This is a genomic window from Aphanothece microscopica RSMan92 (assembly GCF_046613545.2).
GTDB lineage: Bacteria > Cyanobacteriota > Cyanobacteriia > PCC-6307 > Cyanobiaceae > NIES-981.
Genome location: NZ_JBKKKY020000061.1, coordinates 1 through 15,459, shown reverse-complemented (window position 1 = coordinate 15,459; position 15,459 = coordinate 1). Strand labels below are relative to the sequence as shown.

Sequence of the window (15,459 nt, the reverse complement as noted above, 5' to 3'; positions counted from 1 at the left end):
TTCCAGGCCCTGCGCATCGCGGTGAATGATGAGCTCGGGGTGCTCGAGCGCTGGCTGGAGCAGGTGCCCCATTGGCTCCGGCCCGGAGGGCTGCTCGGGGTGATCAGTTTCCATTCTCTGGAGGATCGCCGCGTCAAGACGGCCTTCCTCCGTGATGAGCGGCTCGAACGGGTGACCCGCAAGCCCCTGGTGGCCGCCGCCGAGGAGGCGGAGGCCAACCCCCGCAGCCGCTCGGCCAAGTTCCGCGTGGCGCGGCGGCGGCCATGAACGGCTTCAGGTTCCACCTCCCCCACCTCCCCCACCTCCCCCACCTCGCCCTGCCCGTGATGACCGCCCTCGATGGCCTCTGGTGGGCGGCCCTGCTGATCCAGCTGCTGGCCATCCCGGGCACCCTGCTGCCGCTGCTGCCCGGCCTGGCCCTGCTGCCGGTGGGGGCGGGCCTGTGGCTCTGGGCCGTGGGCTGGGCCGCCGGCTGGGCGCCCTTTCTGCTGGCCTGTGTCCTGCTGCTGCTGGGCTGGGGCGCCGACGCCCTGGGGCTGGTGCTCGGCCCGGCCCGGCTCAAGGCCACCCGCTGGGCCTACATCGGGGCCGGGCTGGGACTGCTGGTGGGGTTGGTGGGCCTGCTGCCGGCCCTGCCGGTGGGGGGACCGCTGCTCGGGGCGCTGGTGGGCCCGCTGCTGGGGGCCAGCCTGGGGGAGCTGATCACGGCCCCCACCGCCCTGGGGCCCATGGGGCTGCTGCGGCTGCGGCGTTCGCTGGTGGTGGGCCTGGCGGTGGTGGCCGGCATGCTGGTGAGCAAGCTGGCCCAGGCCGTGCTGGCCCTGCTGGGGGCTGTGGGTTTCCTGCTGCTCACCACGGTGTTCGCCTGAGTGCCGCTCGGCTCAGCCCCGCAGCTGCCGCAGGGCTTCGGCCACGGCATCGATCGCCACGGCCACCTCCGCCGCCGTGGTGCCCCGGCCCAGGCCGAAGCGGATCGAGGCGGCGGCTTCGGCGCGGCTGTGGCCCAGGGCCGCCAGCACGTGGGAGGGGGAGCCCTGGCTGCAGGCGGATCCGCTGCTCACGGCGAGGCGGCGGCGCAGCAGCCGGTGGAGGGCGGCCCCATCCACCCCGTCCACGGTGACGTTGAGGTTGTGGGGCAGACGGGGAGCCCCGGCGCCGTTGCAGCGGATGCCGCCCAGCGCCTCCAACCCGCTCCACAGCTGGTCGCGCAGGGCACCGAGTCGGCTGGCCCGGGCCGGCCGGTCTGCTTCGGCCCGGCGGAGGGCCTCGCCCAGGCCCACCACCAGCGGCACGGCCACGGTGCCCCCGCGCAGCCCCCCCTCCTGACCGCCGCCGTGCAGCTGGGGGGCCAGGGCCAGCCCCGGGCGCCGCAGCAGCGCCCCCACCCCCTTGGGCCCGTAGCACTTGTGGCCGCTCACGCTGAGCAGGTCGGCCCCCAGGACCGCCAGGCTCAGCGGGATGTGGCCGGCCGCCTGGGCGGCGTCCACGTGCAGCAGCACGCCCTGCCGCCGGCAGCGCTCGGCCATCGCCGTGATCGGCTGCAGCACGCCGATCTCGTTGTTGGCGGCCATCACCGAGAGCAGCAGCACCTCCGGGGTGAGGGCCTCCTCCAGCCGCTGCGGATCCACCAGGCCGTCGGATCCCACCGGCAGCAGGGTGAGGGGAAAACCGTGGCGTTCGAGGTAGCGGAGCGGATCCAGAACGGCCCGGTGCTCGGTCACCACACTCACCAGCCGCCGCCGCGGCTCCCCCCGTTCGAGGGCCGCCTCGGCCACACCCTTGAGGGCCAGGTTGTTGGCTTCGGTGGCGCCGCTGGTGAACACCACCTCCGCCGGCCCGCCCCCCAGCGCCTCGGTCACCCGGGCCCGGGCCTGCTCCACGGCGGCGGCGGCGGCCAGCCCGGGGCGGTGGCCGCGGCTGGAGGGATTGGCGCACTGCTCGCTCCACCAGGGCGCCATCGCGTCCACGACCGCCGGATCACAGGGGGTGCTGGCGTGGTGATCGAGGTAGGCGAGCATGGAAGGTCGTGCCTGCCGCCATGCTGCCAACCCCGTGGGGGCCGCTGCCGAGGCCACGTCTGGGCGGCTCCCTGCCAAGAACCCTGCCAAGGAACCTGGCTGTGATCCTGCTGGGGGGCACGGCCCTGCTGCCGGCCGTTGGGATGGTGCCGCGGCCGGCGCGGGCGAACGCCGTCGACCGGCCGCCGGGGCTGGTGGTGCTGGAAGAACGCCCCAGCCTTGAGGGGTTGCAGGTGCTCGGGGTCTACGGACCGGTGGCGGATGCGGACAGTCCTGGCCTGTGGCGGGCGCAGCTGTGGCGCCAGCAGGGAACGAACGTCACGATTCAGACCGACACGGTGGGCTGCACCCCGGAGGCGCCGATGCGGCTGACGGCGGAGAACGGCCGTCGGCTGATCCGTTCGCTCAACCCCGGCGGGGTGATCACCCCGGCGAACCGGGCGGATCACCTGGTGTGGTGGGCGGTCTGCCATCCCGAGCGGGCCGGGCAGGATCCCAGCGGTCTGACGGCCGTGGCCCGCCAGCTCGGCTACAGCACCACCCTGCGGGAATCCGAGCAGGTGCTGCCTGGACGCTCCCGCTGAGGATCTGCAGACTGAACCCCATGACGATCGACCCTTCCCCCGCCGCTGACTCCGGCAGCACCGCTGCCCAGCTGAGCGATCCAACCGCTGATCGGGCTGCTGATCAGGTCGCCGATCAGCCCCAGGATCCCGGCGCCGAGACCCAGCCGCGACCACCGGTGCGCCTGCTGCTGGTGGACGATGAGCCCGGCCTGCGCTCGGCGGTGAAGGCCTATCTGGAGGATGAGGGCTTCCAGGTGAGCACCGCGACTGACGGCGAAGAGGGCTGGGAGAAGGCCCAGGAGCTGCTGCCGGATCTGGTGATCAGCGACGTGATGATGCCCCGCTGCGATGGCTACGGGCTGTTGAAGAAGCTGCGGGCCGATGAACGGCTGGGCGGCACCCCGGTGATCTTCCTCACCGCCAAGGGGATGACGGCCGACCGCATCGCCGGTTTCCAGGCGGGATGCGACGACTACATCCCCAAACCGTTCGATCCGGATGAGCTGGTGGCCCGGGTGCGCAACGCGGTGCGCCGCCAGGAACGCCTGCTGGCCGAGGCGGCCCGCTTCGCCGATGCCGACATCGGCCAGATGGCGAAGCAGATCACCGAGATCCGCTCCCTCCTGGCCACGGGGGGGCCGGCGAAGAAGGCGCCCGGCAGCAGCGAACTCGTCTTCACCCCCCGGGAGGCCTCGGTGCTGCAGCTCGTGGCCGAGGGGATGATGAACAAGGAGATCGCCCGGCGCCTGGAAACCTCCATCCGCAACGTCGAGAAGTACGTGAGCCGGCTGTTCATCAAGACCGGCACCGCCAGCCGCACTGAGCTGGTGCGCTACGCCCTGGAGCACGGGCTGGTCGACTGAGTCGCCTGCCGCCCGAGCACCGCGCCCTGCCCTGCTGATGGAGGACGCCTGGCTGCCCGCCGCCCCCAACACGGGCCACACCTACCGCGACCGGGTGGACGCTGCCGCTCTGCAGCCGAGAGCAGGGCTGCCAGTGGATGCCGTGCCCAGCGTGAGCGGGTTCTACGCCGCCCGCTATCCCCATTCGTCCCGCCTGCTGTGGTTGCAGCGCCTCGCCGCCGGCGAGATCAGTCGGAATGGGCAGGTCCTGCGGGCCGATGGGCCGCTGGTTCCGGGGGATCGCCTCGCCTGGCGGCGGCCCCCGTGGGAGGAGCCCGCCGTGCCGCGGCTGCCGGCCCCCCTGTGGGATGACGGCGACCTGGTGGTCTTCGACAAGCCCAGCGGCCTGCCGGTGCTGCCGGCCGGGGGGTTCCTCGAGCACACGGTGCTGCGTCAGATCGAGCGTCGGGTGGCTGCCGGGGACCTGGAGGACGGAGCCGGCCTGCCCCGGCCGGTGCACCGGCTGGGCCGCTTCACCTCCGGCCTGCTGGTGTGCGCCCGGTGCCGTTCCAGCAGGGCCTGGCTCAGTGCCCTGCTGCGGGACAGCACCGCAGCCACCCCGGGCCCGGCCCAGCCGGCGGGCTGCCGCAAGCGGTACCGGGCCCTGATCGCCGTGGGACCGGCCAGCGCCCTCGCGGGCCTGCTCCCCGGGGAGAGCCTCACCATCACCACCCCGATCGGCCGGCGGCCCCATGGGCGGCTGGGTGCGATCTGGGCGGCCGGCGGGGAACGGCCCTTGCCGGCTGCCAGCACCCTCACCCTGCTGGAGCGCCGCGAGGCCGGCTGGCTGGTGGAGGTGGCGATCGCCAGCGGGCGGCCCCACCAGATCCGCATCCACACGGCCGCCGCCGGCGCCCCCCTGCTGGGGGATCCCCTCTACCGGCCTGGCGGGGATGTGGAGCCGCTGGTCCTGCCTGGGCAGGGGGGCTACCACCTGCATGCCCATCGGCTCAGCCTCACCGCACCCGAGGGCCGGCGTCTCGAGCTCGAAGCGCCCCTGCCGCCCCGGCTCCGCCGCCTCGGCGATGGCCTTGGCATGGCACCGTGAGGTCCGGGGGTGGGCCATGGCCCGCCGTTCCCGCTGCTGTGATTGGAGAGGATGCCGTGAGCCAACGAGCTGTCCTGCAAGCTGCCCAGCCCGCGATCCGGCTGGAGGCGGAGCCCACCGCCGAGCTCCTCGCCTGGGCCGCGGCCATCGAGGCCAGTGATGCCTCCACCCTTGAGAAGGCCCGTCAGCTGGCCACGGGGCTGGGGGCCCGGCCGGGAGCGGACGGACTCACCCAGATCGGTTTCTGGACGCCCGAACTCTCCGGGGATGTGATCCAGCCCAAGAACATTCTCCTGGAGGTGTTCACCCCGATCGAACCCATCGATCCCGGCCGGGACGAGCAGACCGTGCGCTTCCGCCGCGACTATGTGCAGCTCGAGAAGCAGGGTGACTACCAGTGGGGTGTGCTGAACGGCCTGCAGGCCGGCACCACGCAGGCGATCGGCTCCCTGTACTGGCTGCGTTACCTCTGCCCGGACACCAACGGCGTGCTCAGGGTGGGCGATCCGATGGGCAGCTCCTATCCCTTCGGGGTGTACGCCCCGGCAGAGGTGTACGACGTCGACGCCCTGCAGCGGCGGCGGGCCGATCTGCCCTATTACGAAGCCATGGCCGCGGCGGTGTTGCGCGACGCTGCGGAGAACGAGCCGCCGTGTCCCTTCACGGTGCCGGCTCCCAGCAACATTCTGCAGCTGCATGTGCGCACGGCCTCGCCCAACGGCTATGTCTCCGGCCTCACGGCGCTCTACCGCGAGCTGGCCCGAAAGCTGCGCCACGGCGAGCCCCTGACGCCGGCGGAAACCAACCTGATCGGTTACGACGCCGTGCAGCTCCTGCCGATCGAGCCCACGGTGGAGGTGCGCGCCGGCCAGGCGGAGGACGACTTCTTCAGCATCTGCGCCGAGGACGGGGCGATGCTCGATTCGGAAACCGAGGGTCTCTTCCGGGATCCCAACGAGGTGCGGGTGAGGCTGCGGCGGCCCGATCTGCAGAACTGGGGCTACGACGTGGTGATCTTCGGCAGTGCGGCCACCAACCCCGCCCTGCTGGAAACCCTGCGGCCCGATGAACTGGTGGACTTCGTGGCCGAGCTCCACAACTTTCCCACCGGCCCGATCCGGCTGATCTATGACCTCGTCTACGGCCATGCCGACAACCAGGCCCTGGACCTCCTGAATGTCAGTTTTCTGAAGGGGCCCAACATGTATGGCCAGGATGTGAACCATCAGAACCCTGGTGTGCGGGCCATCCTGCTGGAGATGCAGCGCCGCAAGGTGAGCACCGGTGCGGATGGGATCCGGATCGACGGCGGTCAGGACTTCAAATACTTCAACCCCCTCACCGAGAAGGTGGACTACGACGACCCCTACCTGCTGGCGATGGGGGATCTGGTCCAGGAGATCGGACCAGCCCGCTGGCGCCCGTTCGTGATCTACGAGGATGGCCGCCCCTGGCCTGCCGAAGGATGGGAGGAGGTCTCCACCTACCGCGATCTGGTGGAGCTGCGTCCCGATTCATTTCAGTGGGGCCCCTTGATCTTCGCCCACAACACCCCGGCTCTGCAGGGATTCTGGGCGCGTAAATGGCGGCGCGTCTGCGAAAAGATGCAGTTCGGAGCCGGCTGGATCACCGGCTGCGGCAATCACGACACCCTGCGTCGCGGCACCCAGGTGGCGGCCAGTGAGCCCATCAACCTCAACCTCGGCGCGACCTTGCCCGAGGTGCTGGCCAATGCCTATGACAACCCTTCCATCGGGGCCCTCACCTATGGTTTCTCGCCCGGCCTGCCGATGGACTTCATCCACTGCCTGATGCGAGCGCCGTGGGGGTTCTTCCGCAACACCGATGATCGCTTCGGCGTGAAGGTGGTGGCGGAGGAGGCGCCTGGTTTCCTCGACTGGCAGGTCACCCCTGAGCTGTACGGCGACGGGGCCCTGTTCAGCGGTCTGAAGCGGCTCGGCTTCGCCACCCTGGAGGACCTGCGCGGTTTCCTCACGGCGCTCACCGAGGCGATCAAAGCCACCGACTACGACCTCGAGCTCACCGCCACGGCGTGCCAGGGCGCGGCCCCTGCCGAGCCCTCCGGTGCGGTCCCCACGGTGGATGTGGCCTGGCTCAAGGCGTTCGCCCGCCGGTTCATGGAGGACATGCATGCCGCCTGCAACGTCTGGCTGCATGCCGACCGCGTTGAGCCCGAACGGGCGGCCCACAACCTGGCGCTGCGGCAGCTGCGCCGGGAGCGGCCCTGGCTACGTCACAACCTGCGGGTGAGCGAGGGGGTCAGTGACGAGCGCCTCGACCTGCTCACAACCCCCTGCACCACCATCTTCTACGGCCTGCGCCGTGATCCTCAAGGGTCCGGGGCCGTGGCGCTGGTGGCCCACATGGGCGGTGAACCGATGGCGGTGCGTCTTCCCGAGCTCTTCCCCACCCATACCGGCGGCTGGACGCTGCTGCTCGCCTCCCCGGGGCTGGCGATCGATGCGGCCCATCTGGAGGGGGAGGCCTTCACCCTGGCCGACAGCCAGGCCCTGATCCTGGAGCCCCTGGCCGCTGGGGACTCAACCCCGGCCGGGGTCTGAACCCTCCCGCCGCTCGAAGGCGATCAGCCTGGAGAAGTAGAAGGGGGCCTGGTTCAGGTTGCGGCGTACGGGCACGAATCCGGCCTCCGCCGCGGCCTTCACGATGCCGTCCTCGCGCAGCGTGTAGGCGCGGGTGGTCTTGCTGGGGCCGGGGAACAGCTGGCCGATGCCCTTGAGCAGGGCGAGCAGCGGCGTGTAGGGCGCGAAGCTCACGATCAGGTGCCTTTCCGCCATGGCGGCCAGATGGCGCACCATCTCCTCAGCCGCGGCCTGGGGGTAGTGGATGAACACATCCAGGCAGATCACCGTGTCGTAGCGGCCGCTGAGGCTCTCCAGGTCGGAGGCGGAGAAGGTCAGCCGGCTGGCGGGGATGCCGGCCTCGCTGGCCCGGCGGGCCGCTTCGGCCACCATGGCCTCGGAGAGATCGCTGGCGGCGATCGAGCCAGCGCCCAGCTGGGCCAGGGGCAGGCTGAGGCTGCCCACGCCACAGCCGGCATCACAGAAACTGCGGTGCGCCAGGTTGCCCTGCTCCTGCAGCCAGGCCAGCACGTTGTCGACGGTCTTCTGGTGGCCGAGGCGGATGTTCCGCTGCACCTTGTTGACGTCTTCGCTCTCGCTGTAGATGCGGTTCCAGCGCTCGAAGCCGGTGGTCTCGAAGTAGCCCTTCACCTCGGCCTTCTCGGCTGCCTTGCCTGCCGTGCCCTCGGCCGCGGTGCCTGCCTGGGAGGGGTCCAGCAGCTGCTCAGCGGCCATGGAGTCGTCTACCAACTGGCGCGGATCCTAGGGAGCAGGCCCCGGGCTCAGGCCGCCCGCCGCCAGGTGAGCTCCGGGCTGCTGCCCTGGTCGGGCGCCAGCCGCCAGCGGAGGGTTTCGCCCAGGGGTGTGCCCACCAGCATGGTGGCCGGATCCCGCTGATCCCCCAGCACCCGGCGCGGTGTCACCGTGGCGGCCGCGATCGCCCGCTCCGCTAGCCCCCCCCAGCGCACCAGGCGGCGCACCCCCTCCAGCAGGGGCAGGGTCACCCCGGCCAGGGTGCCGTCCTCCAGCCGGCAGCTGCCGTCCTGCACCAGCAGCAGGCGTTCATCCCAGCGGTGGCGTCCCTCACCCAGCCCGTAGGGAGCCAGGGCATCGCTCACCAGCACCACCTGCTCCGGGGCCAGGCGCAGCAGCAGCAGGGCCATCGAGGGGGCCACATGCACGCCGTCGGCGATCAGGCCGAGGGCCACGTCGCCCTGCAGCACCGCCGCGGCGATCGGACCGGGGTCGCGGTGCTGCAGTCCCGGCATGGCGTTGAAGGCATGGGTCACCATGGCCACCCCGGCCTCGAAGGCGGCGGCGGCCTGGCCTTCGTTGGCGGTGCTGTGGCCCAGGCTCACCACCACACCCCGCTCGCGCAGCGCCTGGATCACGCCTTCGGCCCCCTCCAGTTCGGGCGCCAGGGTGACCAGGTCGATCTGCTCCTCGAAGCCGCCGATGCGTTCGGCCAGGGCTGCCGGGCTCGGGGCTGCGAGGTGGTGCGCCGGGTGGGCGCCGCGGCGGTCCGGATGCAGGAAGGGCCCCTCCAGGTGGGCGCCGAGCAGCTGGCAGCGTCCCGGACGGTGCTGCTGGCGGGCCTGCTCCAGCACGGCGAGAGCCTGGCGCAGGGGCTCGATGCCACAGGTCACCAGGGTGGGGCAGATCGCCTCCACCCCATCGCGCCAGAGCAGCTCCAGCAGTTCCAGCAGGCGGGGCAGATCGGCCGGGCTGAGTTCGGGGAAGGCCAGCCCCAGGCCGCCGTTGATCTGCAGGTCGACACCCGCCGGACTGAGCCAGTCGCCCTGCCAGTCGTCGCCGGCGGCGGAGCTGCCCGCATCGATCCGCTCCACCGCCGCGATCCAGCCTTCAGCATCCACCCCCACCCGCCAGCGCTGGTCGGCGCCGTGGCTGCAGCGGGCAGCACGGGGCAGCCGCACGTTGCTGATCCAGCGCATCTGAGGTGCACACGGGAGAATGGCTCCATCCTCCGCCGCCAGCTCTTGAGCCCCAGTGCCGCCCCCGCCGCTTCTGCCGCTGCCAGCTCGGCTGCAGGCCCGCGGGTGGCGGTGGTGATGGGCAGCGACTCCGACCTGCCCACCATGCAGCCGGCTGTGACGGTGCTGGAGCGCTTCGGGGTCGCGTCCGAGGTGCGGGTGCTCTCGGCCCATCGCACCCCTCTGGAAATGGTGGCGTTCGCCCAGGAGGCCGCAGGCCGCGGCCTTCGGGTGATCATCGCCGGTGCCGGCGGTGCCGCCCACCTGCCCGGCATGGTGGCAGCGCTCACCACCCTGCCGGTGATCGGGGTGCCGGTGCAGAGCCGGGCTCTCTCGGGGGTGGATTCCCTCCATTCGATCGTGCAGATGCCGGCGGGCATCCCGGTGGCGACGGTGGCGATCGGCAACGGCACCAACGCCGGCCTGCTGGCAGTGCAGATCCTGGCCACGGCTGATCCGGCCCTGGCCGAGGCGGTGGCTGCCTACCGGGCCGAGCTGCACGCTCAGGTGCGGGCCAAGGATGGGCGCCTGGTGGAGCTGGGCAGTGCCGCCTACCTGGCCCAGATGGGCTGAAGCGTTCTCGGTACCTCCGCCTGCCCCGCGATGCTCGAACGCCTGGTGCTCCCCCCCTGGTTGAAGGTCGGCCTAGCGCTGCCGCTGCTGGTGCTCAACCTCTGGGTGCTGCGGCAGCTGCTGGTGCCCCTGGCACCTTTCCCGGCCCTGTTCGTGGCGGCGGCGCTGATCGCCTTCCTGCTGGATATCCCCAGCCGCTGGCTACGCCAGCGCGGTCTGCCCCGGCCCCTGGCGATCGTGCTGGTGCTGGGACTGGCCCTGGGGTTGCTGGTCCTGGCCCTGATCTGGCTGGTGCCTCGCCTGATCGACCAGCTGGCGGAACTGGTGGCGGCCCTGCCGGGATGGCTGGCCCAGGGAGAGGTGTGGCTGGATGCCCTGGAAGCCTGGGCCGAGGAGCAGGGGATTCCCACCGATTTCGGCAATCTCAGCAGCGATCTGCTGACGCGGCTGAGCAAGCTGGCCAGTCAGCTCAGCCAACGGCTGCTGGGGCTGCTGGGCGCCACGGTGGGCATCACGGTCAACACCGTGATCGTGCTGGTGCTCTCGGTGTTCCTGCTGTTGGGCGGCGAGCGGATCACGGCGGGGCTGGCCCAGTGGCTCCCGACGGATGTGCGGCCCCTGGTGGTGGAGACGCTCAGCCGCACCTTCCGGGGTTATTTCGGCGGCCAGGTGGTGCTGGCGCTGATCCTGAGCGGCCTGCAGATCCTGGTGTTCACGCTGCTGGGGATTCCCTATGGGGTGCTCTTTGCCGTGACCATCGGCTTCACCACCCTGGTGCCCTATGCCAGCGCCCTCACGATCGTGCTGGTGAGTGCCCTGCTGGCCCTCAACGATCCCCGCACGGGGCTCGAGGTGCTGGTGGCGGCGATCACCGTGGGCCAGCTGGTGGATCAGGTGATCCAGCCGCGGCTGATGGGCAGCATCGTGGGGCTGCAGCCGGCCTGGCTGCTGATCAGCCTGCCGATCGGCGCCCGGTTGGGCAGCCTGCTGGGGCTGGGGGAGTTGCTGGGGTTGTTGCTGGCGGTGCCGGTGGCGAGCTGTGGGAAGACGTTTCTGGATGCGTGGGGGATGCGGTTGCGGGGTGAGATGCAGCTAGATTGACGTTGAGTCCTGACCATGAGGTTTGGTTTGGTTTGGCCGAAACCCAAGGCTCATCTTTTTAGACATGACAAATCTAGGCCGATGCTAATTGAGAGTTTGTATCATTCATTTGCCATTGTGATACTGTCAGTAAAAATCGAAAATCCATCTCGGGACATTAGTGAGGCTCAGTCCGCCAATCTGCAGTCCGACCATTGGCGATTCTTTGGGTGCATCGAGCCACTATTGCTTGGAGATCCCCCTAGCTGTCGCACATAGATCCGCGCCCGCACCTTGCACAGCCGCCGCTGAATCTGCCCAGATCCTAGTGACAGCAAGGGTTCTGGGCAGGAGAATGGGGCATGGTCAAGCCCAAGGCCTTCCGCCCCTGGAGCCCCGAGGAAACCCTGCTGCCGCCTTCACCGGTGGAGTGGCTGCCGGAGAACCATCTGTTATTCTTCCCGCTCGATCTCGCAGCCGAGCTGGATCTCCAGGCGATTCATTCCCACTCCATGCCCACCAGCGAGCCCTGGCCGCTCTGGATCGAGAGGATCGCCACCAGCAGCATCCACCACCGGGAATAGCGGATGCCCCGGCGCATCCGGCAGTCCGGCAGCGTCTGGAGGAAACTGATCAGATCGCTTGCGGCAGCAGGGGCGTTGGCGGGCTCAGAGTCCAAGGGTCAGATGCGGCTCCCGCACACGACGCAGCAGGCAGGGCGCACATGCCAGGCCTACTGAGACAGACTTCTAAGAGTTCGCTGAAAAACCCGGCCACCCCTGCGACAATGGGGCAACTGCCCATCCCTTGATGCGAGGTCAACAGGAGCGCACCGGCTCGCTGTTCTCCTGCGTCTCGATCGAGGAGCGGATCCCGGCCAGTCATCCGCTGCGGCGGATCCGCAAGCTGGCCGATCAGGCTCTCGATCGCCTCAATCCCACCTTCTGTGAGCTTTATGCCTCAGAAGGAAGGCCCTCGGTGCCGCCGGAGCAGTTGCTGCTGGCCTCGTTGCTGCAGGCGTTCTACGGGATCCGATCGGAGCGTCTGCTGCTGGAGCAGCTCCACTACAACCTGCTGTTTCGCTGGTTTGTGGGTCTGAGCCCTGACGATCCGATCTGGCATCCCACGACATTCACCAAGAATCGCGAGCGGCTGCTCAACGACCAGGTCATGGGCAGGTTCCTGGAGAAGCTGATGGCCTCGCCGGAGGTGAAACCGCTGCTCAGCAACGAGCACTTCTCCGTCGATGGCACCCTGCTGCAGGCCTGGGCTTCTCACACCTCCCTGGAGCGCATCGACGGGGACGATGATCCGCCGCCTCCGCCATCCGGACCGGGCGAGGGATTCGGGGAGGCCAAGACCGGTAAGACGCGGGCCAAGGGCGATTTCCGCGGGTTCAGGCTCAGCAACAAGACCCACCGCTCCGGCACCGATCCCGACGCTCTGCTGGCCCGCAAGTCCAACGTTCATCCGGCCCTGCCCAGCTATCGGGGCCACGTGCTCATGGACAACCGTCATGCCCTGGGGGTGAATTGCCGGGTGACGCAGGCCGATGGCTACGGCGAACGGGAGGCCGCCAAAGCGATGGCAGCGGATCTACCGGGAGCTCACCAGAAAACCATCGGAGCCGACAAGAACTACGACACCAGAGGATTCGTCGCAGAGATGCGGCGGCTCTGCGTCACTCCACATGTGGCCCAGAACTCCGGCCGCTCCGGTGGTTCCGCGATCGATGGCCGCACCACCCGCCATGAGGGCTACGCCAAATCCATCCATGCACGCCGCGGGATCGAAAAGGTGTTCGGCTGGATCAAGGAGTTCGGTGGATTGCGCCAGTTCAAGCTGCGGGGTCAGGGCAATGTCACTGCCGTGTTCGGACTGCATGTGATCGCCTACAACCTGATCCGACTGGGCAACCTGCTCAAACCGTTGGAGGCGACAGCATGAACGGGATGTTCTCCAGAAGGAGGGGCCCGCAGGGAGCATCAACGCCAGCCAAGGGCCCCATCCAGATGCTCATGGTTGGATAGCGAGTCTGAGCCCATCCCATCAAGTCCCCGCCATGGCCAGCTCTGCTTGGGAGGAGAAAGACGCCTCACGGCATGGTTTTTCTGCAAACTCCTAATAGGCCCTGCTGGGCGATTTGCTCTGGGACCTGTTTGGCACGGAGCCTCCAGGTGACCGCGGAATACGCTCCTCTGAGGCGACATGGAAGAAAAATCGGACCGGCCACCTCTTGTGGGCCGCACATCCGCTCAGTGCCGTTGGACGGTTAGCTTGCGGCTGATGAACTTTTTCAGCAGCCTCCTCGTCTTCTGAGCCCAAGTCGTGCCGCGTGGCCATCGCGTATACAGATACTCACGTAATAGAATCCTTTGGGTGACCCCATCAAGCTGTGACCACTGTGCGCATGCCAAGCGCATCACTACATCAAGGAAAGCAGCACGCTCGCGAAAGTAGCTATCTGGATCGAAATGGTTGCCGGAGTTGTCTTCGTGCTGTCTGTAGCGCGCCCAATAGTCATTCGCTATGTACACATCATGCTGTAAATACAGCTTGAAGTAAAACACCTGGTCTTCATACTGGTTGCGAAATGCTATTTCGCAGCCTCCAACTTCTAAAAAGGCACGACGCAGCAGCATAGAATTGCAGGTGGTTGGAGACTGAAAGCGATTTTCAAGCAGCTGGCCAAGCATGCGCCTACCGTGATAAATACAATCGGGTTTTACTCCCAACGGGTAGAAGAAGTCCTTGGTGTTATTGAGAGGGTTCCAGCTATGCCAGATCTGCGTACGCCCGTAAATCATGGCAACTCCTGGGTTGGCTTCTATGAGTAAGACTTGCTCGGTAATCTTGTCTGGTAGCCAGACGTCATCAGCATCTAGAAACGCTATATACTTTCCGGTTGCGTGGAGTACACCCAGATTGCGCGCAGCGCTCATCCCGTGGTTGTGGCCATCAGCGTGGCACAGGTACTTGACCTTTCGAGGGTATTTAGTGATGTAGTGGGTCGAAATCTCCACACTGTCATCGCTGGAACCGTCGTCAACTAGAAGCAGCTCAAGGTTGTCGTAACTTTGTGCCAACACGCTCTCGATTGCCTCTCCTAGGAATCGCTCACCATTAAAGAAGATGATTATAGCCGATACAAGTGGTACTTGCGTAGTCATGGAAGGTAAGAGCACTGCCAATGCCATGCGTCTAAACACATCTGCTCAAGCGAGCGGTGTGCTGCCCAGCCGTATAGTCTTGAAGCCAATGTGGGATCTGCCCAACACACGGGTATATCTCCAAAGCGGCGCGGTGCAAACTCCCATGGCACCGATCTGTTCACGGCTGTTTCAAATGTGCCTATTAGTTGAAGTACGGAAGTGCCCTTGCCTCTACCAAGATTCACTGCATGCCAGCCCTCGTTTTCCTGAATGTATACGAGTGCCGCCAAGTGGCCTTCAACTAAATCCATCACGTGAATGTAATCGCGCACTGCAGTGCCATCAGCCGTAGGGTAATCATTGCCGTACACTCGTAGGAAATCTCTCTCACCTGCGGCCACTTGTACTATCAATGGCATTAGGTTGGATGGCGTCCCTAGCTGACGCTCACCAATCGTGCCACTTTTATGGGCACCCAACGGATTGAAATAGCGTAAACAAGAGATAGCCCAGCGCGTATCGGCTTTTGCAAACTCATGCAAAATGTCCTCAACTACTAGTTTTGTATGGCCGTACGGACTAGTGAACCCCCGAGCGCAATCTTCAGTCAAGGGCATGTGCTCGGCGTTGCCGTAGACTGTGCATGATGAGGAATAAATCAGTCGGAAAACCTCCGCCTCGCGCATCGCTGTAAGAAGATTCAACGTACCATGCACATTGATGTCGTAGTACAGCCAAGGCAGCGACACCGACTCGCTAACACTCTTCAATCCTGCAAAGTGCATGACTGCATCGATGCGGTAGTTGGCGAAGACATCATGCATGCAAGCGCGATTGCGGATGTCTCCTTGGATCAAGTGAGGCTTCCTGCCGCAAATTTTGGAAATGTGTTTCAACACGTCGCGGCGCGCGTTCGCGAAGTTGTCGAGCACTATCACGTCATATCCTTTTAAGAGGAGCACTACACAAGCATGAGAGCCGATAAAGCCAGCACCACCACACGCAAGAATAGTCTCGCGTCTACCCATTAGCGGCCGGCACGTGGTCGAACCATTTCTGAAGTCGTAAACCGAGATCATCGCCACTCATGTCTCGCACGCCGAATCGAGGCAAGACCATGGCGTTGCAATTGGGTCCCGCAAGCTTTTGCTCGACCGTAACAGCACTGTCAAAACCCGCTTCTTGCAAGAGCGTGATTGTTTGAGCAGAAAACTCGCCATGCGGATAAGCGAAGCTGCGTACGGGCTTAGGCGACACCTCTTGTAGAAAATCACGACTTAACGTGATCTGCCGCCGCTGTTCAAACTCTGGATGGGCGGGCAGCGGCGGGTGATCCACACTGTGGGCGCCCACCTCGATAAAATCCTGTTGGGCTAGCCTGCGAAGCTCATCATGAGTCATTGGCCGTCGTTCTAGATTAGTCGGTTCAGGGTGGCCGCTCCAATCGGCAATATCTTGCAAGACGCTCCAACGGAATTTATCCTGCAAGGGCCACAAAGTCTTCCAGACATCGTAGAAAAAATTAAGGC

16 protein-coding genes are annotated in these 15,459 nt (G+C 66.8%); 10 read left to right on the top strand and 6 right to left on the bottom strand.

Going from position 1 to position 15,459, the window contains the following annotated elements; genetic code table 11:
* Together mraW and ACLD7X_RS13590 are read left to right on the top strand one after the other, a co-directional pair.
* A partial coding sequence (gene mraW, locus ACLD7X_RS13595) for a 16S rRNA (cytosine(1402)-N(4))-methyltransferase (RefSeq protein ID WP_411424191.1) occupies positions 1-267 on the top strand: 267 nt, incomplete at its 5' end.
* Positions 264-869, top strand: a complete 606-nt coding sequence (locus ACLD7X_RS13590) for a DUF456 family protein (protein WP_411424190.1) — start codon at positions 264-266, stop codon at positions 867-869. The genes mraW and ACLD7X_RS13590, both read left to right, overlap by 4 nt.
* A 12-nt stretch (positions 870-881) precedes the next feature.
* On the opposite strand, the gene ACLD7X_RS13585 is transcribed toward ACLD7X_RS13590, so the two are convergent.
* Positions 882-2,018 carry a cysteine desulfurase family protein gene (locus ACLD7X_RS13585; protein WP_411424189.1) on the bottom strand — a complete coding sequence of 379 codons (1,137 nt, stop codon included), beginning with the start codon at positions 2,016-2,018 and terminating at the stop codon, positions 882-884.
* Positions 2,019-2,038: 20 nt separating this feature from the next.
* On the opposite strand from ACLD7X_RS13585, the gene ACLD7X_RS13580 reads away from it, so the two are divergent.
* Genes ACLD7X_RS13580 through gghA form a run of 4 tightly spaced genes read left to right on the top strand, consistent with a single transcriptional unit; the run spans position 2,039 to position 7,116 of the window.
* Positions 2,039-2,602: a hypothetical protein gene (locus ACLD7X_RS13580; RefSeq protein WP_411424188.1), complete on the top strand. Its 564-nt coding sequence runs from the start codon at positions 2,039-2,041 to the stop codon at positions 2,600-2,602.
* Between the two features lie 20 nt (positions 2,603-2,622).
* Entirely contained in the window at positions 2,623-3,447 is an 825-nt protein-coding gene (locus ACLD7X_RS13575; protein WP_411424187.1) for a response regulator transcription factor, read from the top strand.
* Positions 3,448-3,484: 37 nt separating this feature from the next.
* Entirely contained in the window at positions 3,485-4,534 is a 1,050-nt protein-coding gene (locus tag ACLD7X_RS13570) for a pseudouridine synthase (protein WP_411424186.1), read from the top strand.
* 56 nt (positions 4,535-4,590) lie between these two features.
* A complete protein-coding gene (gene gghA / locus ACLD7X_RS13565; RefSeq protein ID WP_411424185.1) occupies positions 4,591-7,116 on the top strand; it encodes a glucosylglycerol hydrolase in 2,526 nt (841 codons plus the stop codon).
* On the opposite strand, the gene bchM is transcribed toward gghA, so the two are convergent.
* Both bchM and ACLD7X_RS13555 read right to left on the bottom strand, forming a co-directional pair.
* Complete coding sequence (bchM, locus tag ACLD7X_RS13560; protein WP_411424184.1) at positions 7,096-7,869, bottom strand: magnesium protoporphyrin IX methyltransferase; 774 nt, start codon at positions 7,867-7,869, stop codon at positions 7,096-7,098. The genes gghA and bchM overlap by 21 nt on opposite strands.
* Positions 7,870-7,916: 47 nt before the next feature.
* Complete coding sequence (locus tag ACLD7X_RS13555) at positions 7,917-9,086, bottom strand: N-acetylglucosamine-6-phosphate deacetylase (RefSeq protein ID WP_411424183.1); 1,170 nt, start codon at positions 9,084-9,086, stop codon at positions 7,917-7,919.
* Between the two features lie 45 nt (positions 9,087-9,131).
* Here ACLD7X_RS13555 and purE point away from each other — a divergent pair, with 45 nt between their 5' ends.
* The 4 genes from purE to ACLD7X_RS13535 all read left to right on the top strand — a co-directional run bounded on the left by purE (position 9,132) and on the right by ACLD7X_RS13535 (position 12,725).
* Entirely contained in the window at positions 9,132-9,698 is a 567-nt protein-coding gene (gene purE / locus ACLD7X_RS13550) for a 5-(carboxyamino)imidazole ribonucleotide mutase (RefSeq protein WP_411424182.1), read from the top strand.
* 30 nt (positions 9,699-9,728) lie between these two features.
* Positions 9,729-10,799: an AI-2E family transporter gene (locus ACLD7X_RS13545; protein WP_411424181.1), complete on the top strand. Its 1,071-nt coding sequence runs from the start codon at positions 9,729-9,731 to the stop codon at positions 10,797-10,799.
* Positions 10,800-11,140: 341 nt separating this feature from the next.
* Positions 11,141-11,362, top strand: coding sequence for a hypothetical protein (locus ACLD7X_RS13540; protein ID WP_411424180.1), 222 nt, complete (start codon positions 11,141-11,143; stop codon positions 11,360-11,362).
* A gap of 226 nt (positions 11,363-11,588) precedes the next feature.
* Positions 11,589-12,725: an IS5 family transposase gene (locus tag ACLD7X_RS13535; RefSeq protein WP_411424179.1), complete on the top strand. Its 1,137-nt coding sequence runs from the start codon at positions 11,589-11,591 to the stop codon at positions 12,723-12,725.
* A 308-nt stretch (positions 12,726-13,033) separates the two neighbouring features.
* On the opposite strand, the gene ACLD7X_RS13530 is transcribed toward ACLD7X_RS13535, so the two are convergent.
* From ACLD7X_RS13530 to ACLD7X_RS13520, 3 genes are all read right to left on the bottom strand, one after another.
* On the bottom strand, positions 13,034-13,975 hold the full coding sequence (locus tag ACLD7X_RS13530) for a glycosyltransferase family 2 protein (protein WP_412006931.1): 942 nt from the start codon (positions 13,973-13,975) through the stop codon (positions 13,034-13,036).
* Positions 13,945-14,958 (bottom strand): UDP-glucose 4-epimerase GalE, encoded by a 1,014-nt coding sequence (galE, locus tag ACLD7X_RS13525; protein WP_411424177.1) that lies wholly within the window; start codon positions 14,956-14,958, stop codon positions 13,945-13,947. Before galE ends, ACLD7X_RS13530 begins: the two co-directional genes overlap by 31 nt.
* Positions 14,951-15,459 (bottom strand): polysaccharide deacetylase family protein (locus ACLD7X_RS13520; protein ID WP_411424176.1); only part of this gene is annotated, 509 nt, incomplete at its 5' end. The genes galE and ACLD7X_RS13520, both read right to left, overlap by 8 nt.

Bases quoted from the DNA above. Each gene is read 5' to 3' on its own strand.
- ACLD7X_RS13570 (WP_411424186.1), top strand. From the start codon at position 3,485: ATGGAGGACGCCTGGCTGCCCGCCGCCCCCAACACGGGCCACACCTAC.
- ACLD7X_RS13535 (WP_411424179.1), top strand. From the start codon at position 11,589: ATGCGAGGTCAACAGGAGCGCACCGGCTCGCTGTTCTCCTGCGTCTCG.
- bchM (WP_411424184.1), bottom strand. From the start codon at position 7,869: ATGGCCGCTGAGCAGCTGCTGGACCCCTCCCAGGCAGGCACCGCGGCC.
- ACLD7X_RS13585 (WP_411424189.1), bottom strand. From the start codon at position 2,018: ATGCTCGCCTACCTCGATCACCACGCCAGCACCCCCTGTGATCCGGCG.
- ACLD7X_RS13590 (WP_411424190.1), top strand. From the start codon at position 264: ATGAACGGCTTCAGGTTCCACCTCCCCCACCTCCCCCACCTCCCCCAC.
- ACLD7X_RS13575 (WP_411424187.1), top strand. From the start codon at position 2,623: ATGACGATCGACCCTTCCCCCGCCGCTGACTCCGGCAGCACCGCTGCC.
- galE (WP_411424177.1), bottom strand. From the start codon at position 14,958: ATGGGTAGACGCGAGACTATTCTTGCGTGTGGTGGTGCTGGCTTTATC.
- ACLD7X_RS13555 (WP_411424183.1), bottom strand. From the start codon at position 9,086: ATGCGCTGGATCAGCAACGTGCGGCTGCCCCGTGCTGCCCGCTGCAGC.
- ACLD7X_RS13580 (WP_411424188.1), top strand. From the start codon at position 2,039: ATGCTGCCAACCCCGTGGGGGCCGCTGCCGAGGCCACGTCTGGGCGGC.
- ACLD7X_RS13540 (WP_411424180.1), top strand. From the start codon at position 11,141: ATGGTCAAGCCCAAGGCCTTCCGCCCCTGGAGCCCCGAGGAAACCCTG.
- ACLD7X_RS13530 (WP_412006931.1), bottom strand. From the start codon at position 13,975: ATGGCATTGGCAGTGCTCTTACCTTCCATGACTACGCAAGTACCACTT.
- ACLD7X_RS13545 (WP_411424181.1), top strand. From the start codon at position 9,729: ATGCTCGAACGCCTGGTGCTCCCCCCCTGGTTGAAGGTCGGCCTAGCG.